This is a genomic window from Pasteurella atlantica (assembly GCF_963693435.1).
In the GTDB taxonomy this organism is placed as follows: Bacteria; Pseudomonadota; Gammaproteobacteria; order Enterobacterales; family Pasteurellaceae; genus Phocoenobacter; species Phocoenobacter atlanticus.
The window spans coordinates 455,246-479,960 of record NZ_OY856306.1; the positions used below are offsets into that span (position 1 = coordinate 455,246).

Here is a 24,715-nt window from a genome sequence, read left to right on the forward strand (position 1 = left end):
ATCTACCCGCTATATTTATACCTAATAATATTTTGTGAGGATTTTTATATCGAATAACGAGCGAATATACGCAAACTAACGCTTACTAATTCGCCGCTACGTTAATTAACGTAATTCATTGATTTACATTAGGTTTTAGTATCTATTTTGCTCTAGTTAAGTATGATTTTTCCCTGAAATTATAAACTCATTAGACCAGTTGTTTTACTCTTTCTTTTTTATATACATATCCTGTTTTTATCCTATAATTGATTATTATTCCCAATAAGGACGTCAGGAATTTTAAATGGAAAACACCGTTAATAATTACAAAAAAATACATCTAACCATTCTCTCTCTCTATTTCATACTCTACTGCTCAAATGTAATAGCAAATAGCAAAAATATACTTATAGAAGAGCAACAAAGAATAAAAAATCAAGAAAAAATAAATAACAGTGAACTGCAAATAAAAAAAGCAGAACAATTTTTATTTACCAATCCCCCAAAAAAGCTAAAAGTAGCAAAAAGTTTAGTTAATAAAGAGGAACAAGCTCAAAAAATAAATAAAATTAGTATTGATCTTGTAAATCAGTCAATCTCACTAAATTTTCAATCTATTATCCAGCATTATGAAAATAAGAAATTAACAACGCCACAAATTTTAGAATTAGTAAAAGAATTAACAGAAGTTTTATATTCACAAGGGTATATAACTAGTGCTATTGGATTAAAAGAAACAAACATTTCAGATGGACATTTAAAATTTATTATTCATTGGGGAGGGGTAAATAATTACTATGTAAATGGTCAAATCCCACAAAGCTTTAAAGATAAAGCAATGTTAAGCACTTTACCTAATTTAAACAATAAGCCATTTAATATTTTTGATGCTGACCAAATTGTAGAAATAACCAATAATGTCAACAAATCTACACGATTACAAATTATTGCAAGCCAAGAAATGTCTAAATCAAATATTAATATTGAAACCAAACGTTCTGTAATGCCAGCTTTTTCTATTGGGTTTAATAACTCAGGATCAGAAAATAATGCAAATGGTCGTAATCAACTGACAGCAACCCTATCAGTAAGTGATCTCATTGGTATAAATGATAGTTGGTCTTTTTCAACCAATTATCGTTTTTATAAAAATTCAAAAGAAAATAGTCAGCAAAACTATGCAATAAATTATAGTCAACCTCTCGGTTTTTACACTTTAGATCTGAAATTGGCACATTTAGGGTATGAAAAAGAATTACGTGGAAATAATGATAATTATAAGAGTGAAGGAAAAACTCAAACGGCTAGTGTAAAAGTCTCTCGTATTCTCAATCGCAATAGAGAAAGTATTTTAACAGCTTATGGAGAGTTAGAATTTAAGAAAAAGAATAATTATGTTGTTAATCGTTTAATAACAGATAATCTTTACAGCAAATTTAATATTGGATTATCTCATATTTCAACATTTTGGAATGGTAAATTACATAGTGATCTTAATTTTAGCAATGGGTTAAATTGGTTTAATTCTCAACATTCAGCTTATTTAAATGATCAGCTCAAAACAATGCAAGTTATTTCAGGTAGTGTTAATTGGCACAAGCCTTTCACTATGATACGTCCTTTAAGTTATCAATTTAGAGCTGGAGCTCAATATAGTTCATTAGGATTACTCTCTGATAATCAATTTGCGATTGGTGATGAGTACACCGTACGAGGTTTCAAAGGTGGTATAGTTTCTGGAGACAAAGGTGTGTTTATTTCACAAACACTCACAATACCTTTTTATCCACAAAAAAGTGTCTTGTCTGTGATTTCACCTTTTATAGGTGTAGATTGGGGACAAGTGTATCAAAAAGCGTCAAAACAGCATAATACATTAGTAGGAGTAGCATTAGGACTAAAAATGCAAGCCCAAAATGTTTCATTATCTGTAACTTATGCCAAACCATTAAGAAGTACCGAAAATTATCCTAAAGGGAATTCAGGAGTGACCTATTTCAATGGAGCAATTCATTTTTAACATAAATAATTAAGGAAAATTATTATGAATAAAAACAAATATAAATTAATTTTTAGCAAATCTAAATCTTGTTTAATCCCCGTCGCAGAAAATGTTCAATCTGCGATCAATAATAGTTCATCTGATACTGATACTTCTAGTCAAGAAAGGTCTGTATTTAATTTTAAACTGAATGCAATTTCTACATTTATTCAATCAACATTATTACCAATATTTGCAGTATCCCTTCTTTCAACACATTCATTTGCGAATAGTGTAGAAGTGGATGGCATTAAAACCAAAATTACGACAGTTGGTAATGACATACTACTCATTGATATTGCAAAACCAGAGTTCGACGGTATTTCTGATAACCGCTTTAAAGAATTTAATGTAACAAATGGTGCTGTATTTAATAATAGTACTAATGATGGTAATTCACATTTGGTTGGTTATGTTAAAGGAAATGCTTCACTTGAAGGAGAGGCCGCAAAAGTCATTTTAAATCAGGTAACAGGACATAATTCAACGCAACTAACAGGGGGGTTAGAAGTACTTGGTCAAAAAGCAGATCTGTTAATCATAAACCCTAATGGTATTAATATTAATGGTGTACAAACTCGCAATACTGAGCGTTTTGTTATATCAACAAGTAATGTTATTGCTCCTCAAAAGGGGTTAAATCTTGATGTAGATAAAGGGACAATTACTATTGAAGAAAATGGTTTGGCTACTGATGGATTAAAATATTTAGATATTGTTGCAAAAAAGATCACACAAAAGGGCGCTATCAAAAATCATAATGATGATAGTTCTTCAGAAACTAATATCAATTTAATTGCTGGTTCAACTTCTTATGATGTTGTACAACAAAAAATTACTTCTAAAGGTGAAATAGTGGATGAAGTGATCATTAGTGGTGAAGAATTAGGTGCAATGCACGGCAAACATATCCAATTTGTTACCACTGATTCAGGAGCAGGGATAAAGCATAGTAATATAATTTTATCTGAATCTGATATTAAATTTACGACAAATAATGGTAATGTTGATCTCCAAACTGTACATTCTAAAGATAAAGTGGAAGTAGATGGAACTAATCAAATTAATTTAAATAAAGGTATCACGTCTCAATCTATTGTATTAAATGCTCAATCTATAAATGTAAAAAACAAAGCAAAGATTAAAGCACAAAGGGTTGAATTCAATGCCAAAGAAAACATTAACTTAGAATCTGATAGCATCATTACAGCAATTGATATTCACTCACAAAGCAAGCAACTCAATGTTGAAAATAATGCAACTTTTTTTGCTATCAATAGTGTGATAACTAGCTCTGAAATTAATAATAGTGGAGAGTTATCCGCAAATGAATTATTGACAATTATAACTAAAGGTAGTGATAAAAGTAAACAAACTAATGGCTATAAAAATAGTGGGCTAATATCAAGTAAAGGCGATCTTAAATTAATTTTTACTGACAATACTAATTTTAATTCTAATATTCACAGCTTACCAGAAGCACATAATAAGTTAATGCTGACAACAAATCTTTTTTACATTGAAGACAATGCTAGATTACGCTCCAATGCGAATGTTCATATTCATAGTAAAATTTTTAAAAATAAAGGACTATTAACAAGTGCAAAAGAACTAAATATTATGGCGGATTATATTAAAAATAATGGTCTTATTGCCGCCAAAGAAGGGATGTCTTTAATTTCAAAAAATACCGATAACTATGATAATTCTGTTATTTATACTGATGGAAAATTAAATTTAGACAGTAATGAGACTGTTTATAATTTAGGTGAAATCTTCGCTAAAGATAAAATAACAATATCAGCAGTTAAATTTATTAATGATGTTGAATTATCTGGAGGTATTGATACTCCTACAACATTTAAACAACATACTCATCAAAAATATTATGATGTAGAATTCGATGATTACTCTATTGAGCTCAATGTTCCAGAATTTATAAATAATTTGAGAATTAAAAATGCTGGATTTATTGAAGGTGAATCAGGACTGACATTTATTCAAAAAGAAACGAGAAACACAAATGCAGGTATTTTTAATTATAGTGTTATAAATATTAAAGGAGAATTTGAAAATAATAATACAATAAACTTTGTTAATAATTCTAAAGGAAGATCTTTTGATCTTATCAATGATTATTTGAAAAAAAAGGTAGATATCAAAATATCTTATATGCCTAAATTACAATCTTTAAATACTGGATTAAGTGTTAGAACAACATTAAAAAAAGAAAGTTTATATGAATTATTTGATAATATATTTCAAAATGAATATGCCATTAGTAGTGCTTTTTATTATGGTCGTACTAAAGAAATAATGACAACCTTTCAAGGTGTAAATGTTCCAGATTTCCAACGTGTAATGTTATTAGTTTTTGGTCAAAATTGGACAGATCAAGATTATCAAAAATTACAACAGAGTTGGGGAGATTTCAAAAAAAATAAACCATCCATTATCTTTCACCCATCTAATTATAAAGCTAAATTATTTGCCGATAGATTAACAGGAATGACTGATACATTAGCAAATAGTGAACAAAGTGAATCCAATTCTTATCAAAAGCATATTAACGCTAAAGAACAAATAATAAACAGCACTTCTGGTGTGGAGTTTAAAAGTCTACACAATGGCTTAATGTTAGGAAATGATGTTGAGTTTCTTAATTTAAAACTCTCATTAGGAAAAATAAACCTACTTATTGATCGGTCTTTTCAACAAGTTGATCCAACAGATACAGATGATTTATTATCAGAATATACACCTGATATCAATAATATTAAGACAATAATAGATCACTCTTCTCATACTACAACGGCATCAGAAAGTTTATCAAGTGATGCCGAAATTGAAGTCCGAGATATCGATATAAAAACACACAATACCTACAATAGCGGTACGATTGTCGCTGAAAAAATTAATATTGAAGCAGAGGATAAAATCCAAAGCTCAGGGGATATTATAAGTACACAAGAAACGCACTTAACTGGAGAAAAAGGAATTGAAGTAGAAAATAAAGTTATCTTCAATGGTGATGGTAGTTCTTCTGTTCATCAAGCACATATTGAATCACAAGGAAACATTAAACTAGAAACGGATGCAAATAGTGAAATTGATCTAACCGCTTCCGAAGTTAAAGGACATAGTGTTTCAATAAAAACACAGGATCTAAATTTAAAAGATGATGCAACAACGAATAGCAGCCTTAAAGAAGAGGATATTTATTCTCGGATTTCAGGAAAGGTTATTGGACAAAGTTCACAACAAGATTTTAGTGTGACATCTGTAGGTTCTACTTTAGAAGCGGATAATTTAGACTTAAATTTAACAAAGGATTTAAATCAAAAAGGAAGTAGTATAACAACGGATAGCATTGTTGGTGTAGTGCAGGGTAATTATAACACTGAAGCAGGTATTAATACCAAACACTCTGAAAGTAGTGAAAATGTTGCACAGCTTGAGTTTTCTATAACAGCAAGTGGTAATGGGCATCAAGCTGGGTTAAATATCAATGAAAAAGAGGGTATAAATACAGGTATTACAGATAATGATCGATTTGGATTGCATTCAGATCTAGCTATTAAATTTACTAAAATACAAGAAGAACATACTGCATTAACACATACTAATAGTCGCCTTTCTGTAAAAGAAGGTCGCTTAAATGTACAGGGTATTGCTGATATTGGAGGAGTAAATATTGATGCAACATCTCCTTTAACAGAGGAAAAAGGATTTGAATTAAGTGCAGATCGTATTCAATCAACAAAACAGCAAGACCAAATTGATGAATATTTGAGTACAACAAGTATTAAACTGGGAATAGATGCTGAACTACACTCTTCTATAGGAGATACTGTTAATAGTACCCTTCGCCAAATTAATGATTTAAACAAAGGTTTGAAGCAAGATGGTACAGTAAGTCTACAGGCTACAAGTGATGTATTACATTTAATAACTGGAGATGCTATCGGTGGAAGTATAAAAAATAAGGGGGAAATTACTCAGACTGAACACTCTTCACATCAAAATGCTGATATTGCCACTCATATTGAAGGTAAGGTAGTACTTTCTTCACATTCAGATATTACGCTAAAAAATGTGGGTAGTAGTGACAAAAGTCAATTATCTTTAAAAGCAGTTGGTGATGTAAACCTAGTAGCAGGAGAAACAGATCGAACAGAAAGTACAACAAGCTTTAGTGCTACTATTACCAGTGGAAATTATGCTCGTTGTGGCATTATGTCTGATGGTTGTGAGGTTGGAGTAAGTGCCTCTTTCGATGGAAGCAGTAGTGATAGTCATCAGAATTCTAAAAAATTCCATAATACTGAGCTAAAAGCAACTCATCTTAGTATTGATACAGGTGGTAATCTTAATCTTGCAGGGGCAAATATTGATAGTAAATCCCTAGAATTAGAAGTAAAAGGTTCTACCAATATTGAATCTGTACAAGATGAATTAAACAGTAAAACCACATCACAAAGTGCAAATTTAGGCATTGGTGCTTCAATCACAACCGCATTAAGGGTTAAACCAAGTCTCAGTGTTGGATTTGATATTGGTACAGAAAGCGAACACAGAAAAGAGGTAAATAAACAGTCTGGAATAACAAGTGAACATCTTACAGGACATCTTGAAGAGGTAAATCTATCTGCTGGACATCTGATTAATAAGGGAGATGCTACTCTATTACAAGTTGAAGGAAAAGTAACAGGCAAAGAACTTACTGATTCTCATCACAAAGATGGTGGTACTTTTGGTGGAAGTATTGGTACTGATGGAAGTAGTTTATCACAACTTGATATTCGTGGTGGTCGTTCAGAGCAAAAGCATTATGAAGCAACTCAACATTCTGCTGTATCAGGCGTAACCAATATTAAAGAAGTTGAGGGAGAGGTTAAAACATCCCTTTCAGAAATAAAAACCATTAGTCAAGATGATACGGTTGCTAGAACTTCATTTAATTTTGAAATTCTTGATCTAAAAAAACTCTCCGATAAAGGGAAAGATTATACTTCGAAAGTAATGCAGAGTAGCGATACGGTTAATGAAGAGAGTGATCCTATTTATGAAGAAATTGGTGAAAATGGAAGAATATTGCCTCCAATAGCAACAAATGATAATCCGTTAGCTAAACGACCATTACCTCCAATACCGGAGGATGCGAGTATTCATAATACCCCTGATCAACCAACAGGTTATACGGAAGAGATTTATGCAATAATCGATAAATCTCCAGAAGCCATTGCCAAAGCAAATAATGTTGCAACTACATCTGAAATTGAAGAAGAGTTTGCACCATTATTACCCGCTAGACCTGAGTTAAAAGATGCAGCGGGGAGAAGAGGTGATAAAACAGGTGCAGCAAGTGAACGCTCATTACTGCAATCTATACGTAAACTATTTGCAGGAAAGTCATCAGAAGTAGAAAAATCAGCAGATAGTCTACCGCTCAAGCCGAATTATGAACATTTAGAAGATTCTCTAAATCTTAAAGGATTAATTGTTTTAGAAAATGAACGTAATCAGAATTTTGAAAAAACGATACTAGAAAATGACAAATTCTTAGATGAGGCACGTGAAGCAGCTAAAAAAATAATATCCGTAGCAACAATTGAACAAATGAAAAATGTTCCAGAATTTGATGAAATTCTTACGGAAGGAGCAAAAAAAATTGAAATACGTATTAACGAGGCGGTAACTTTTCAACCAACTATTGAAGAGTTTAGTGAAATTCAGAGATTAGTTCAAGCTATACCTAAAGGAACAGTATTAGATATTTCAGAGCAAACACTTCATATCTTGGATACACTAGCAACAACATCAAAAACCATTAAAAAAAGTCCAGAGTTAAAAGAACAGCTTCACAATGTTATTGAAGCATTTTTGACTGAGAGTAAAGATAAAGCGTTAACTGTAGCGATGGTTGAAAAACTAAATTACAATTTACGACCGGAAGAGGGACCATCTCGTATTTTATATAAAGATAAATCATTAACTAAAGATGAAGCTATTTTTTCTAGTGTAGAAGCCTCTAAATTACAGTTAGCACAAACAGTGGACTTCATTAATAATGCTAAGAGTAAAGGGGTTGAACCGAGCGTTTTGGCTTCTCTTGTTTATCAGCGATTAATTGATTATCATCCTTTTGCCGAAGGTAACGGAAGAATTACACGTGTAATAACAAATAAATTATTACTAGATGCTGGCTATTCCGTTTTTCCAACATTTGATAAACGATTTGAAATGCGAATTACTCCTCGTGATAATGAGAGCGAGCCTCAAGCAACAAACAGTGAAGTAGTTCAAGAGTTCTTACGCACTCTACAAAGAAATCATTTACCATCTGAAGAAAATAGGGATCTATTAACGTCTTCTGTTACTAAAAGCAATACTCCAGTAACAGATCGTGTTAAAGATCGTACTCTTGTGGAACAACCTCGTTCTTCTCTACAAAAACTAAGTGCTCTTTTTCAACCTCTTAAAGTAGATTCGAGAATTAGTAAAGTTAGGAGTTCTGTATCTCAATTTGGTGGTGACGTTGTCTTTAAATTTTCTCAATCAAAAGGTGAAGTGTATAACGAAATTATCAAACATATTGAAACAGAGAATGGTGTTTGTGAAGCGGTTTGTACCAATTGGATTGCTAAAAAAGTGAATACTCAAAATTTATGGGACGAGATTTATGATCAGCCTAAAAATGGAGAAAAAGGTAAATTGAATAAAGATGCCTTTGAAAATATTAAGAAATTACAGACTGAATTTATTAATAGTGGAAGTACAGCAACTGAACAATTCACATTAACAGATTCTTGGTTATCTGAACAAGGTGTTGTACCAAAAGAAAAAACCTTTGGAACTCTAAGTCGTCAAGATAAAGTTGAGGGAGGAGTATCTAGAGATAATACTGACACGTTAATTAAAACAATACTAGATACTGGTTCAGAACAATCAGCAGCGAAGAAAATTTCAATCAATATAAAAGATGGTGTGCATACTGTTTCAGCGACCATAATTGGAGAAAAAGTAGCATTTTTTGATCCAAACTTTGGAGAAATGGAATTTTCAAGTCGTGAAAAGTTTAATAATTGGTTTAAAAACTCATTTTGGAAGCAAAGTGGTTATGCTGAAAATGACAATAAAACCAAAGTTTTTAATGTTACAAATTATCATATAACTGATAAGGAATAATCTGAGAAAAAATAAAGTAAAAAAAACAATTAAATTTAAACACTATATTTAAATTTGTGTAAGTCCTAAAAAAATAGGATTCAAGTATTTGCTTGAATCCTATCATTAACGATAATTATTAGCATCGAATAATCTAAAAAAATTATAATTATGAAACGTCTAGGCACAAAGTATTCAATTATCTCCTATGTGAAAAATCAGCCTTTAATTTTATAGTCTCAATCTTGTTAATATAAATAATCCTATTAAAGGTATCAAGATTGTTGAATAGTCTCTCATTGATTTATTATTAGATACTATTTTTCTCTAATTACGTATGATTTTACCCTGAAATTATAAACTCATCAGACCAGCTATTTTACTCTTCCTTTTTTATGTACATATCCTGTTTTTATCCTATAATCAATTATCCTTGCCAATAAGAATATCAGGAATTTTAAATGGAAAATGCCGTTAATAATTACAAAAAATACATCTAACCATTCTCTTTCTATATTTCATAGTCTACTGCTCAAATGTAATAGCAAAAATGTACTTATAGAAGAGCTACAAAGAAGAAAAAATAAATAACAGTGAACTGAAAATAAAAAAATCAGAACAATTGTTGTTTACTTCCCCGAAAAGAGCTAAAAGTAACCTGTCGTTTCATTTTTTATAGGTGTCGATGGGGACAAGTGTATCAAAAAGCGTCAAAACAGCATAATACATTAGTAGGAGTAGCATTAGGACTAAAAATGCAAGCCCAAAATGTTTCATTATCTGTAACTTATGCCAAACCATTAAGAAGTACCGAAAATTATCCTAAAGGGAATTTAGGAGTGCCCCATTTCAATGGAGCAATTCATTTTTAACATAAATAATTAAGGAAAATTATTATGAATAAAAACAAATATAAATTAATTTTTAGCAAATCTAAATCTTGTTTAATCCCCGTCGCAGAAAATGTTCAATCTGCGATCAATAATAGTTCATCAGATACTGATACTTCTAGTCAAGAAAAGTCTGTATTTAATTTTAAACTGAATGCAATTTCTACATTTATTCAATCAACATTATTACCAATATTTGCAGTATCCCTTCTTTCAACACATTCATTTGCGAATAGTGTAGAAGTGGATGGCATTAAAACCAAAATTACGACAGTTGGTAATGACATACTACTCATTGATATTGCAAAACCAGAGTTCGACGGTATTTCTGATAACCGCTTTAAAGAATTTAATGTAACAAATGGTGCTGTATTTAATAATAGTACTAATGATGGTAATTCACATTTGGTTGGTTATGTTAAAGGAAATGCTTCACTTGAAGGAGAGGCCGCAAAAGTCATTTTAAATCAGGTAACAGGACATAATTCAACGCAACTAACAGGGGGGTTAGAAGTACTTGGTCAAAAAGCAGATCTGTTAATCATAAACCCTAATGGTATTAATATTAATGGTGTACAAACTCGCAATACTGAGCATTTTGTTATATCAACAAGTAATGTTATTGCTCCTCAAAAGGGGTTAAATCTTGATGTAGATAAAGGGACAATTACTATTGAAGAAAATGGTTTGGCTACTGATGGATTAAAATATTTAGATATTGTTGCAAAAAAGATCACACAAAAGGGCGCTATCAAAAATCATAATGATGATAGTTCTTCAGAAACTAATATCAATTTAATTGCTGGTTCAACTTCTTATGATGTTGTACAACAAAAAATTACTTCTAAAGGTGAAATAGTGGATGAAGTGATCATTAGTGGTGAAGAATTAGGTGCAATGCACGGCAAACATATCCAATTTGTCACCACTGATTCAGGAGCAGGGATAAAGCATAGTAATATAATTTTATCTGAATCTGATATTAAATTTATCACTGACAATGGTAGTATTGATCTCCACTCAGTGCATTCAAAAAATAGTATTGAAATAAAAAAAGCAAATCAAATTACACTGAATAATGAAATAAATACAAAAACTATTTTATTAGATGGTCAAACTACAAATATAAAAACAAATGCACAAGTAAATGCTAACAAAGTACAACTAAATATGACTGAGAGTATTAATTTAGAAAATAATAGTAAACTTTCTGGTGTTAGCGTTCAAACTAAAGCAAAACAGTTAAAATTAACAGAAAACGCTGTTTTGTTAGGGAAAAATATTGTAGTAAATAGTTCAGATATTGATAATAAAGGAATAATTTATGGACATTCTACTCAAATAGACAGTAATAATTTAAATAATAATGGAAAAATATTAGCCGTAAAATCACTCAAAATTATTACTAAGGGTAATGATAGTGAAGGGAAAATTAATGGTTATAAAAATAGTGGACAAATATCAAGTAAAGGAGATGCTGAGTTAATTTTTAAAGATAATACCAATTTTAGTTCAGAGAACCATAATTTACCTGAGGCACAATATAATATTACAGTTAAAACAAATGATTTTAATATAAACGAAAATCACCAACTTACATCTCTTGCAAATATTATAATTGAAAGTCATTCCTTTAAAAATAAAGGAGCTATTATTTCTGCCAAAAAATTAGGAATTATTACTAATGATAATATTCAAAATTATGGCGATTTAGTTGCAAAAAAAGGAGTATATCTAAGTTCAACTATAGGAGACATTAATAATTATTCTGATTCAATTATTTATTCAGAAGGTCAACTTTTTTTAGAAGCTCAGAATAATATCTATAATTTAGGGGATATTTTTGCTAAAGAAAAAATTACAGCTTCTGCTGTAAAATTTACTAATGATGCAAAATTAGAAAGTAATGTTAGTATTTCAAATACATTTAAAGAACATCTGCATAGTAAATATTATAACTTAGAATATGACAATTATTATATATCTTTAGAAGTCCCTGAATTTGTGAATAATTTAAAAATTAAAAATGCAGGAATTGTTATTGGAGAAGCGGGTTTTTCATTTATACAAAAGAATATTATAAATACTAGTTTAAATTATATGTTAATAAATACTAGAAAATCGGTTAACCCTACTTATGATGTTAAATTATTATTTACCCCTATAGAGATTCAAAATAAAGATAGCGGTGTCTTTAATTATAGCCTTATTAATATTCAAGGAAATTTTGAGAATAATGGCACAACAAAAATTGTTAATGAACCAAGAAATCAACAGTTTGACCTTATAGAAAATTATTTAAAAAACCCCAAAGTACATATAAGAGTGGCCTATACCCCTCGCTCTTCCCTATTTAAAACAGATTTAAGTGGAACAGCAGATTTAAGTAGAAATAATTTATATGATTTTTTTGATATTATACTTAATGATGAATATCCATTAAGTAGTTCTCTGTATTATGCTCGTAGTAATGAAATAATTAATGCCCTTCAAGGGATACAATCCTCTGATTTTCAGAAAGTAATGCTACTCACATTTGGGCAAAATTGGGCAAATCAAGACCACTCTGCATTAAAACAAAATTGGCAAAAATTTAAAGAAAATAAGCCAATGATCTCTTTTTATCCTTCTCATCATAAGGCACAATTATTTGCTGATAAATTAACAGGAAATATTACATCTTTACAAAATGGTCATCTATTTGAACATAATAATTATCAAAGAGATATTGTAATTGGAAAATACTCCATCCCTGTCCCTGATATAAATTTTGAAAACTTATTAAATGAAACAGAAAAAGATACTGAGATTGATTTTTCTCATTTAACTCAATTATTAAGAAAAACAAATTTGCTTATTGATCGCTCTTTTCAACAATCTAATTTAAATTTAGAAAAAGAATTGACTGATAAAGACAGAGAATTATTAGGTAAAATTGACGGTGGAGAAGAAGAGAAACCACTAATCAAATATGATTTAACTGATATTGATACAATCAAAGCACTTGTTACTCATTCTCATAATGATAATCTACCCTCTAACTCCGAAAATGCTGTACTAAATGTTAAAGATATAGAGCTAAAAACTCACGAAACTTACAATGATGGCACAATTTATGGAGAGACTGTAAATATTGATTCAGATGGAAAAATTAAAAATCAAGGAGATATTTTAAGTGAAAAAGAAACTCATTTGAAAGCCTCAAAAGGAATTGAAACCGAAGGTCGTGTTATTGCAAATGCAGATGGTAGTACATCAGTACATAAATCAAATATTGTTTCGAAAGGAAATCTCAATCTAGAAACAGATTTAAATAAGAGTATTGATATAATCTCCTCAAACATTGGAGGGGCAACAGGTTCGATTAATACAAAAGATTTAAATATTAAAGATACTTATTCAACAACAAGTATAAGTTTAGAAGAGGATATTCATTCAAAACTATCTGGTAGAGTTATTGGTCAACATACACAAAAAGAATCAAGTGTAAAATCAGAAGGATCAACATTAAAATTTGATCATATAGATTTAAATTTACAAGGAGATCTTAATCAAACTGGCAGTGATATGAGTGCTGATAGTATTTCTGGTGTAGTACAAGGTAACTACAATACTCATTCTGGTAAAAATATCACTCATTCCGAAAAAACTGAGGATATTGTTCAGCTTGAACTTGGCTTATCAGCAAGTGGTGGAGGTTATCAAGCAGGTGTTGTTGTTAATGAAAAAGATGGCACTAAAACTGGTATAACCGAAAGTGAACGATTTGGTTTAAATGGAGAAGTTGGTATAGCCTATACGAAAAAACAAGATCAACAGACGGATTTAAAACATAATAATAGTCATCTTTCTACTCATAGTGGAAAATTAAATATTCTGGGTTCTGCAGATATTGGTGGTTTAGATATAGATGCAACTCAACCTAACCCCACAAATACAAATAAGGAAGGATTTGAGTTAGATGCTAAGCATATTTTATCTACAAAAGAGAAAGATGAAATAAATAAGTCAATGACTGAAACAACTGTTAAAGTTGGATTAGAAGGAGAAATGCATTCTGCTGTTGGAGATTTAATCAATGATACTGCTCGTGAAGTTCGTGATTCAAAAAATGGCTTAAAGCAAGATATTACTACTACTTTACAAGTTGCCAGTGATGTTATAAATACTGTAACAGGAGATATCATTGGAGGGAGTGTAAAAGAAAAAGCTGAAATATCCCATACTGAATATAACATTCATGAATCCTCAGATGTTCGTAGTCACATTAATGGTAAAGTAACTCTTTCTTCAGATGCCGATCTTGATTTAAAAAATGTAGAAAGTGATGAAAAAAGTAAATTATCTTTAAATGCAAAAGGTGATGTAAATTTGATTGCAGGAGAAACAATACGTTCTGAAACAACGAATAGTCTTGGTGCAAAAATCTCTGCTGGAGGTAGTGTTCATTGTGGTGTAATGTCTGAAGGCTGTGCAATAGGTGTAGATTACTCGTTAGAAGGTAGTGGAAGCAATTCTCAAACTAGCTCAACTATTCATAAAAACACTGAATTAAAATCAGATGATTTAAATATAAAAGCTGGTGGTAACCTTAATCTTTCTGGAGCAAATATTGATGCCAATAAACTGCATCTGGACGTAAATGGTAAAACCAATATAAAATCTGTACAAGATGAAGTAAAAAGTGAAACAACCTCAGTAAATACTAGTTTAGGACTAGGTGCTTCTATAAATACAGAGTTAGTCATAAAACCAAATGTAAATGTCGGCGTTGGGATTGGCTATGAAAAAGAAGAAGGTAAGGAAGTCAATAAACAGTCAGGAATTACTGGAAAACATATCGAAGGTAATTTAAAAGATGTTAACTTAGAAGGTGGCTATCTTGTTGATAGTAGTGGTAAATCTTTATTAAAGATTGATGGCAAAATAAATAGTAAAGATGTTCTTGATTCTCATCATAAGGATGGAGGAAATGTTGGTATAAATATTGGAATGAGTTCTGATAGCCTATCACATCTTAATATCAATGGAGGAAGGGTAGAACAAAAACATTATGAAGCAACAGAGCATTCCACTATATCAGGAATAAATAATAAACAAGATGTGGATGATAAAATAAAACATAATGTATCTGATTCTAAAACAGTAACTCAAGATGATACCGTTGCAAAAACACATTTCTCTTTTGAAACAGTAGATATATCAAGATTAGCGAATAAAGGTTCAGAATATATAGCCAATAAAACTAAGCCCAAAACAGATCATATCAATACTAAATTTTTAGATAAAGTCGTTGAAGAACCAATTTATGAAGAGATACTAGATAATCCTAATACATTAAATAAACCAACTAAATCATTAGGTGATGAAGCAAGTATTGACTATAGCAAACGCCCATTACCTTCAATACCCAAAGAAGCAGAGGGAGTATCAGAAAAAGAAAGTGACGTTATTTATGCAAAGATAGATAAATCACCAGAAGCTATAGCAAAAGCGAACGCTAAAGCAGATGAAATTGTAAAAAACTTATCTGATCATACCGCTACTGAATCTGAAGAAGATTTTGCACCTCTATTACCTGCTCGACCAGAACTAAAAAATTCTGCAGGGAATGGAAATAAAGTAGTTGAAGAAAATGTTAGAGAATCACTATTTCAACGTATACGAAATATCTTTAGTTCTAGACAGCAGCCAGAAACAATAGATGAAAAATTAAAAAATATAAATTATGACAATCTAGAAGATAATTTAAATTTAAAAGAATTAATTATCTTAGAAAATATACGTAATGATAATTTTGAAGAAAGTATCTTAAATGATTCAGTATTTCTAGATGGTGCTCGTGTAGCTGCAAAAAGATTAGTTCCAGAATCAGTCTTTGAACAAATGAAAAACACTCCCGGTTTTGATGAAATCTTAACAGAGGGTGCAAAAGATATGGAAAAACGTATTAATGATGCAGTAACGTTCAAACCTACTGAGAAAGAATTTAACGAAATTCAGAATTTAGTCAAAACTTTACCTAAAGGTTTACCACTAGATATTCCAGAGCAAACGCTTCATATCTTAAATACATTAGCAACAACATCAGAAACCATTAAAAAGAGTCCAGCGTTAAAAGAACAGCTTCATAGCGTTATTGAAGAATTCTTAACCGAAAGTAAAAATAAAGCCTTAACTGTAGCGATGATTGAGAAACTAAATTATAACTTACGACCAGAAGAAGGAGAGAACCGTATTTTATATAAAAATGAGTCATTGACTAAAGGTGATGCTATTTTTTCTAGTATAGAAGCTTCTCAATTACAGTTAGCACAGACAGTAGATTTTATTAATAATGCCAAGAATAAAGGTGTTGAGCCAAGCGTTCTAGCTGCTCTTGTTTATCAGCGTTTAATTGATTATCATCCTTTTGCCGATGGTAATGGAAGAATTACACGTGTAATCACTAATAAATTATTACTAGATGCAGGTTATTCCGCTTTTCCAAAGTTTGATAAAACATTTGAAATGCGAATTACTCCTCATGATAATGAGAGAGTTCCTCTGGCAACGAATAGTGAAATGGTTCAAGAGTTCTTACGTACTTTGCGAAAAAGTAGTTCATCAACAGAAGAAAATCATACTCCTATAACAGATCGTATAAAAGATATTGTATTAAAAGATCAAACTCGTTCAGTATTACAAAAGTTAAGAGATAATTTTAAATCTGTAAAACAAGATAGTGAAATTAGAAAAGTTCGTAAAACTGTTGAACAATTTGATGGAGAAGTTAATTTTACATTTTCTCAACTTAAGGGAGAAGTATATAGCGAAATAATCAAACATATTGAAACCCAAAATGGTGTTTGTGAGGCGGTCTGTGCATCTTGGATCACAAAAAAAGTAAATGAGCAAAGTTTATGGGAGGATATTTATGATCAACCTAAAGATGGAAAAAATGGAAAGCTAAATAAAAAATATTTTGAAGTCATTAAGCAATTACAAACTGAATTCATAAATAATGGTAATACGGCAACTCAACAATTTACATTAATGGAATCTTGGTTATCAGAACAAGGTGTTACAGCAAAAGAACGACAATTTGGATCTCAACGTCGTAAAGATCAAGTAGAAGGCTCTCTTTCTGACAAGAATCTAAATGCTTTCACTCAAGCTATTTTAGATACAGGCAAAGAAAATTCAGCAATAAAGAAAATATCAATTAGCTTGAAAGATGGTGCTCATACTGTTTCAGCCGCTATTCAAGGTGAAAACGTTGTTTTCTTCGATCCTAATTTTGGTGAATTAAGTTTTCCTAGTCGTGAAAAATTTGATCATTGGTTTAAAAACGCATTTTGGCAACAAAGTGGTTATGCTGGAGATAATAGTAAAAACAGAGTTTTTAATGTAGTAAATTATCATCTAAATGATAAGGAATAATCTGAAAACATTATCCCACAAACTGTGTAAACTTTAAAAATGGGGTTCAAGGTTATCCTTGAATCCTATCGCTCAAGATAGTTAAAAATTAGCATTAAATAATCTAAAAAAATTATGTTGAGCACTCAGTTAAACCTCAATGTAAAAAACCATTCTTTATTTTCTCTTTCATTTTATGGAAAAATCTTGTTAAGATAATCATTATTCAATAATTAATATAAATACTGATAACACTATGCTTCCACAACTTTCAGATATACCAAAATTAAGCAATGATGTGATTTGTTACCTAAATGAAGTAAAAAAACGCCATTTTAAAGGTGATATTGCGTCAAATTATGCCGATCGTCTGAGTTTAGCGACAGATAATAGTATTTATCAGGTTCTTCCATCTGCGATTTTATATCCAAAGACGGTAGAAGATGTACAAATTCTCACTCAAATTACTCAAAGAGCTGAATTTCAATCCCTGACTTTTACACCTCGAGGTGGGGGAACGGGAACCAATGGTCAATCATTAAATGATAACATCATTATTGATCTCTCTCGTTATATGACAAATATTCTAGAATTAAACGTCAAAGAGCGTTGGGTCAGGGTGCAAGCTGGTGTAGTAAAAGATCAACTAAATCAATTTTTAAAACCTCACGGACTATTTTTCTCTCCAGAGCTTTCAACCAGTAATCGAGCGACCATCGGAGGAATGATCAATACTGATGCTTCAGGGCAGGGTTCGTTACAATATGGTAAAACCTCACAACACGTACTAGAGATAAAATCAGTGTTGATGAATGGGGAAATATTAGAAACTCAAGCGGTAGGATCTGATCAATTTTTTGCAAATTTAGATAAATTAAATTTATCTGATACAGCCAAACAACTGCATTCTGCTATTTTCACTCGTTGTAAAGAAATTCGTCCACAGGTATTAAAGGATCTACCACAATTAAACCGTTTTTTAACGGGTTACGATCTCAAAAACGTCTTTAATAATGATGAGTCAGAATTTAACTTAACTCGTATTCTGACAGGTTCAGAAGGATCATTAGCTTTTATTTGTGAGGCAAAACTTAATTTATTGCCTATTCCTAAATATCGTACCTTAATTAATATTAAATATAATTCTTTTGATTCTGCTCTGCGTTCCGCTCCAATGATGTTAGAAGCAAAAGCACTTTCTGTTGAAACCATTGATTCAAAGGTATTAAATTTAGCCAAACAAGATATTATTTGGCACTCCGTTTCAGATTTATTATTAGAAGATAAAAATAATCCTATCCTTGGTATTAATATTGTGGAATATGCCTCTAATGATGAAGAACAAAATCAAAAACTGATTAATGACTTGTGTCAAACCCTCGAGCAAAAAATAGCAAATAAAACAAGCGGTATCATTGGTTATCAAATTTGCAATGATTTAGCTTCTATCGAAAAAATTTATGCAATGCGTAAAAAGGCGGTGGGGTTATTAGGTAATGCGAAAGGGTGGGCAAAACCCATTCCTTTTGTCGAAGATACTTGCGTTCCCCCTGAAAATTTAGCGGATTACATTACAGAATTTCGTCAATTATTGGATTCTTATCAATTAGAATATGGTATGTTTGGACACGTTGATGCAGGGGTGTTACACGTTCGCCCCGCATTAGATTTATGTGATAAACAACAAGTTAAAACCTTTAAAACGATTTCTGATGAAGTAGTAAAACTGACCTCAAAATACGGCGGTTTAATTTGGGGAGAACACGGCAAAGGTATGCGATCTTATTATGGTCAGCATTTCTTTGGAGAAAAATTGTGGCACGAACTACGTTATATTAAACAACTGTTTGATCCTCAAAATCGCTTAAACCCGGGTAAGATTTGTACGCCTTTAGACAGTAAAGATAAGTTGTATCCGATTGATTCCCCTATGCGTGCTGATTTTGACCACCAAATTCCCCTCGAGGTAAAAAACGAATTTAAAGGAGCAATGAGTTGTAACGGTAATGGATTATGCTTTAATTTTGATGTGCATAGTGTGATGTGTCCTTCTATGAAAATAACGGGCAATCGAGTTTTTTCACCCAAAGGGCGTGCAACACTAATTCGAGAATGGTTACGACTTCTTGCGGAACAAGGGATTAGCCCTGATGATGTAATTTTTAAGGATAAAAAATATCCTCTAAAATTAACAGATTTTGTTGCTAAGCTTCGTCACCAATGGAATAAGAATACTAGTTATGATTTTTCTCACGAAGTCAAAATGGCAATGGATACTTGTTTAGCTTGTAAAGCCTGTGCTAGCCAATGCCCAATAAAAATTGATGTGCCAACATTCCGTAGTCAATTTAATCATTTATATCATCAACGTTATTTTCGTCCAGTGAAAGATTATGTAGTGTCTAATCTTGAGTTTGTTGTCCCTTTAATGGCAAAAACACCACACTTCTATAATTTCTTTAGTACCACGAAAATAGCAGAAAAAATAGCAAATAAAACCATTGGAATGACCGACTTACCTGCTCTTTCAACACCTAATTTACAACAGCAATTAGTGAAAATAAATTATCAAGGGGAAAAGTTAGAAACCATTGAACATTGGGTTGCAAGCGGTCACTTACCTAATGATTTTTGCAAATTTATTTTTGTGATACAAGATCCTTTTACTTCTTATTATGATGCAAAAGTTATCGCAGATTTTGTCCATTTTTGTCAAAAAATTGGTTTTAAGCCTATTGTATTACCCTTCAAACCAACTGGAAAAGCGGCGCATATTAAAGGTTTTTTAAATCAATTTTCTAAAACAGCGAAAAATCAGGCAGACTTTTTAAACCGTGTCGCAAAATTAAATATCCCAATGGTAGGAGTCGATCCTGCTTTGGTATTGCTTTATCGAGATGAATATAATCATCTGTTGCAAGAACAACGAGGTGAGTTTGAAGTTCTATTAGTACACGAATGGTTAAATGATCAGATTAAAAACAAGCGGTTAGATGTTTGCAAAAATTTACAAATAAGTGACCGCTTACAATGGTATCTGTTTTCACACTGTACAGAAACCACTGCTTTACCAAATAGCACAAAAGAGTGGCAACGGATTTTTGAGTATTTCAACCAAACACTGAACAGTGAAAATGTCGGTTGCTGTGGAATGGCAGGGACTTTTGGTCACGAAACCCAGCATATAGCAATGTCTAAAGCAATTTACGAACAATCGTGGCAAACTAAATTTAAAGATAAACCGATAGAACAATGTCTTGCCACAGGTTACTCTTGCCGTAGCCAAGTCAAGCGTATGGAAAAAGTGATATTAAAACACCCTATTCAAGCGTTATTGAGTGTATTAGTATCCCATACTTAAAATTTGCAAAAATCAATCAACAACTGACCGCTTAAAGGACAACGATGCAACTTCCACCACTAAAACAAGGTATATTAATCAAACGTTATAAACGTTTTCTAGCAGATATAATGTTGCCTAATGGAGAGCAAATTACTATTCATTGCCCTAATACTGGAGCAATGACAGGTTGCGCAACAGAGGGCGATCGAGTATGGTTTTCTACCTCAGATAATCCAAAACGTAAATATGCCCACACTTGGGAACTCACTGAAACACAACAAGGCGATTTTATTTGTGTGAATACACAACGAGCCAATCAATTAGTTAATGAGGCATTGCAACATAAATGGATTGAGGAACTGGCTCAATATCAACATATTCAAGCAGAAGTAAAATATGGCGAAGAAAAGAGTCGTATTGATTTTTTACTTGATGAAAGCTGCTTTGTCGAAGTGAAATCCACCACGCTATTAACAGAAAATGGCATAGGAATGTTCCCTGATACCCAAACCTTACGAGGTCAAAAACACCTAAGGGAACTGACCATAATGGCACAACAAGGTTATTCAGCGGTTATTTTCTTTGCTATTTTGCATTCTGGCATTCACACTTTTGAGGTTGCCAAACAGATTGATCCTAAATATGCTGAGCTATTTCAGCAAGCCCTTGAAAAAGGTATACAAGCGGTCTGTTACAAAGCAAAATTTACTATTGATAATGGGGTTCCTGTTGCGATGGAGCTTGTTCAGAGAGTAGTTTGATATTTATAGTTAGACACTTTAATTGCAAATTTTTATCAAGATCGTACCGCTTTATTTACGATTACTGAGTTGTTTATATCTTTTTATCAATAAAGGAAAAGCTTTTTCGATCCAAAAATTAGAACTAATTCCACCGCCTGACATACCACCAAAATTAAATTCTTTTACATCATAACCATACTCGTTTTGCAATATCGTTACAGGTTTTAATGCACTACCAATATGCCTATAAGGGGATAAAGCCTTATAATCAAGGTTGCTAATGTCGCCAATGATAGGTTCAGCCCCTGCTTGTACGCAAATGCCGTGTGGTAACTTATGTAAAATAACATCTTTAATAATACTACCGTCAAAATCTATTGTTAAATTTTTTGTTAAGGTGTCAATACCGCCTAACTTATCAATCAATCTATGATTTATAAAGGTAAGCCAATCAATTCTTTTTAATACGTGAAGAAACTTTCTTTCATTAGTTTCTTGATTACAGTATTGAAACATATTCCAAAAACCTTCAAATTTAGTAGGGTCTAAGAGTAAATATTTTTTTATTCTCGCCATAATTTACTCCATTTATTTGGATAGTTGGTATGTGCGTAATCTCGATTAACCGTAAAACCAACATTTCCTGATAAAAATTTCATTTCACTACATAAATCTAATACTTTTGAAATAAATTCAGAAGCACCCATTTCTGATACGGTATTATACGGAAGCATTAAACGAATAGCTCCAACATAATCAGGTATTTTTGGCGAATTAAAAGCATCAAACTTAAAGGCAATATCAGACATTGATTCTCGTACATCTGACTCTAACGATAATTGACGGCGATAATCCCAATATTGAGATTATGATTTATCAATTTCAATTAATCTCTGTAAATCTTCTTTACTTGGTAAAACGGTTTCATATTTTACAGCAAACATTTGCTCGTTATCTTCAGGTAGTGTCATTTCTACCAATGATTGTTTTTTATCTTTACAGAGTAAAATACCAATGGTTTTATTTTCATCATCTAATTTTATTTTGCGGTCATAGTAGTTTACATACATCTGCATCTGCCCTATGTCTTGATGTTTAATTTTCCCAATTTTTAAATCAAATAACACAAAACATTTTAATAGACGGTTATAAAACACTAAATCTATAAAAAAATGTTCTTCATCATAACTGATGCGTACCTGTCTTCCAACAAAAGTAAACCCTTTACCTAATTCTAAAAGAAATTTTTGCAAATTATCTATTATCTTACTTTCTAAATCTTGTTCAGAATATGAACTTAATTCAGGTAAACCTAAAAATTCAAGAACATAAGGCTCTTTTAAAATATCTTTTGGTGTTTCTACAATATGCCCTTTTATTGATAATTCTTTTATTTTTTCTTTATCTCTACTTAAAACCAAACGCTCATATAACGAACTATCAAATTGACGATTTAATTCTGATAAACTCCAATTGTTTTCTCTTGCTTCAATTTCATAAAACTGTCGCTCTTGAATATTTTTAATTCTCATTAGTTTTAAATAATGCGACCAACTTAATGAAAAGTCATAATTTTTAGTATTTGTAGATTTTTCACCCAATAAGTCAGACACTGTCTGACCAATTGCTTTTTGACTATATTCTAGATAAAACTTCCTCATTTGTTTTATATTTGTTTTAGAAAATCCTTTTCCAAATTGAGAAGTCAGATGCTCTGATAATTCTGTAATTAAATTTTGCCCATAACCCGCTTTTTCTTTACCATTTTGCTCTTCTTCAACAATCATTCTACCTATCTCAAAATAAGTATAAACCATTGATATATTGATTGCTGTTGTTACTTTTTGTCTAGACTGAATAAGTAATTCACTCACAGACTGTAAAAAGTTATTTTTAGTATTTTTAATTATGTTGCTCATTTTTTACCTTTATAATTTAACCACTTAAAGTATAACAAAGTTAGGTTTGTTTTCGTAAATTCCTATAAAAATGTTACCGCTATTTATCCTACTACAACTCTTCAATAATATACTTACTTTTAGTACATTTGTTTTTATTTAAAAGAATGATACTCAATACGATAACAATAACAGATATAATGTGTGAAAAACCATATATAGCCTGTAAAAGTCCACAAGAAAAACCGATTAAAAGCAAAATTAAAATTCTTATTACTGAAAGACGTTTACTTTTTGTGTGTTGATATTTTATGCTAAAAACCTTAACCACTTCATTATTTCGTTGTACTACACATTCGTAAATTCCTTTTACTAGGCTCAATACCTTAAATGTAACTTTATAAGCATTACCCTTATCATCTGTAAATTCACTCGTACTTGTTAGCTTCAGATTTCTTTTTTCTACGACCAATTTATTATTTACAAAAATTCTTTCTTTACCTAGCATAGATAGAGCTATTTGAATAGTATTTATACCGTCATTGCAAATAAGCCAAATACTGTCTTTTATATTTGCTTGTGATTGTGTAGAAATATTGTAATGTTTTACCATATTATTCTTCCTTTTGTTGTAGGTACAATTTGTAAATTTGGGATGGAATGTTACCGCTTATTATTTGCTTTATACCTCACCTGCATGATAAAAACCAAAGAAAATACAATAAAAGATAAGGTATGAAATAACAAACATTAAAATTAAGTTGATACTAAGCATAATATAAGTATGATGTTTAAATCCTTTTTGTCGTATTTTAAAATACATTTGAATACAAAAAGGGATTAATGGTGTATAAATAAACAATCCTATCATCTCTTTATCATCAGGAATAACTACCCATAATAAATAGAGCAAATATTGACCTATATCTGTTGATAGTTCGGTTTCAAAAATCCACACAGAAAAACACACGACATAAAGAATAGTTAATATATTGTAAATATACAGTTTATTTTTAAACATATTCATATTTTCCTTAAAGTTAATCTTTGCAAATTCCTATAAAAATCCTACCGCTTTATTAACTATTTACTATTTAAAAACCAATTGACAATATTATCTGACTTTTTTGATTTTTTAGGGGTTTCTTCAAGTCCTTGTTTAATTCTTTCTTTTTTAATATGATTATTTGTTTTACCTGCTAATGTAAGTATTCTCGTATATACAAAATCCATATATGGATAATTTTTAT

General features: G+C 31.1%; 11 protein-coding genes. 6 read left to right on the forward strand and 5 right to left on the reverse strand.

Annotated features, from left to right (window positions below; translation table 11 throughout):
* Nucleotides 1-286: 286 nt before the first annotated feature.
* The 6 genes from U9966_RS02140 (at nucleotide 287) to sfsA (ending at nucleotide 21,585) form a co-directional block, all read left to right on the forward strand.
* A complete protein-coding gene (locus U9966_RS02140; RefSeq protein WP_306347271.1) occupies nucleotides 287-2,002 on the forward strand; it encodes a ShlB/FhaC/HecB family hemolysin secretion/activation protein in 1,716 nt (571 codons plus the stop codon).
* A 24-nt stretch (nucleotides 2,003-2,026) separates the two neighbouring features.
* Nucleotides 2,027-9,211 (forward strand): YopT-type cysteine protease domain-containing protein, encoded by a 7,185-nt coding sequence (locus tag U9966_RS02145; protein ID WP_306355505.1) that lies wholly within the window; start codon nucleotides 2,027-2,029, stop codon nucleotides 9,209-9,211.
* A 674-nt stretch (nucleotides 9,212-9,885) separates the two neighbouring features.
* Nucleotides 9,886-10,062, forward strand: a complete 177-nt coding sequence (locus U9966_RS02150) for a hypothetical protein (RefSeq protein WP_306355506.1) — start codon at nucleotides 9,886-9,888, stop codon at nucleotides 10,060-10,062.
* A 24-nt stretch (nucleotides 10,063-10,086) separates the two neighbouring features.
* Nucleotides 10,087-17,502, forward strand: a complete 7,416-nt coding sequence (locus U9966_RS02155) for a YopT-type cysteine protease domain-containing protein (RefSeq protein WP_306355507.1) — start codon at nucleotides 10,087-10,089, stop codon at nucleotides 17,500-17,502.
* Between the two features lie 235 nt (nucleotides 17,503-17,737).
* Nucleotides 17,738-20,842: a D-2-hydroxyglutarate dehydrogenase YdiJ gene (gene ydiJ / locus U9966_RS02160; RefSeq protein WP_306346713.1), complete on the forward strand. Its 3,105-nt coding sequence runs from the start codon at nucleotides 17,738-17,740 to the stop codon at nucleotides 20,840-20,842.
* A 44-nt stretch (nucleotides 20,843-20,886) separates the two neighbouring features.
* On the forward strand, nucleotides 20,887-21,585 hold the full coding sequence (gene sfsA, locus U9966_RS02165; RefSeq protein ID WP_306346712.1) for a DNA/RNA nuclease SfsA: 699 nt from the start codon (nucleotides 20,887-20,889) through the stop codon (nucleotides 21,583-21,585).
* Between the two features lie 51 nt (nucleotides 21,586-21,636).
* On the opposite strand, the gene U9966_RS02170 is transcribed toward sfsA, so the two are convergent.
* The 5 genes from U9966_RS02170 to U9966_RS02190 form a co-directional block, all read right to left on the reverse strand.
* Nucleotides 21,637-22,143, reverse strand: coding sequence for a type VI immunity family protein (locus U9966_RS02170; protein WP_306346711.1), 507 nt, complete (start codon nucleotides 22,141-22,143; stop codon nucleotides 21,637-21,639).
* Nucleotides 22,131-22,376, reverse strand: a complete 246-nt coding sequence (locus U9966_RS02175) for a hypothetical protein (protein WP_306346710.1) — start codon at nucleotides 22,374-22,376, stop codon at nucleotides 22,131-22,133. The genes U9966_RS02170 and U9966_RS02175 overlap by 13 nt, the downstream gene beginning before the upstream one ends.
* A gap of 57 nt (nucleotides 22,377-22,433) precedes the next feature.
* A complete protein-coding gene (locus tag U9966_RS02180) occupies nucleotides 22,434-23,486 on the reverse strand; it encodes a PDDEXK nuclease domain-containing protein (RefSeq protein WP_090923133.1) in 1,053 nt (350 codons plus the stop codon).
* 91 nt (nucleotides 23,487-23,577) lie between these two features.
* On the reverse strand, nucleotides 23,578-24,078 hold the full coding sequence (locus tag U9966_RS02185; protein WP_306346709.1) for a hypothetical protein: 501 nt from the start codon (nucleotides 24,076-24,078) through the stop codon (nucleotides 23,578-23,580).
* A 69-nt stretch (nucleotides 24,079-24,147) separates the two neighbouring features.
* Complete coding sequence (locus tag U9966_RS02190; protein WP_306346708.1) at nucleotides 24,148-24,492, reverse strand: hypothetical protein; 345 nt, start codon at nucleotides 24,490-24,492, stop codon at nucleotides 24,148-24,150.
* Nucleotides 24,493-24,715: the final 223 nt, after the last annotated feature.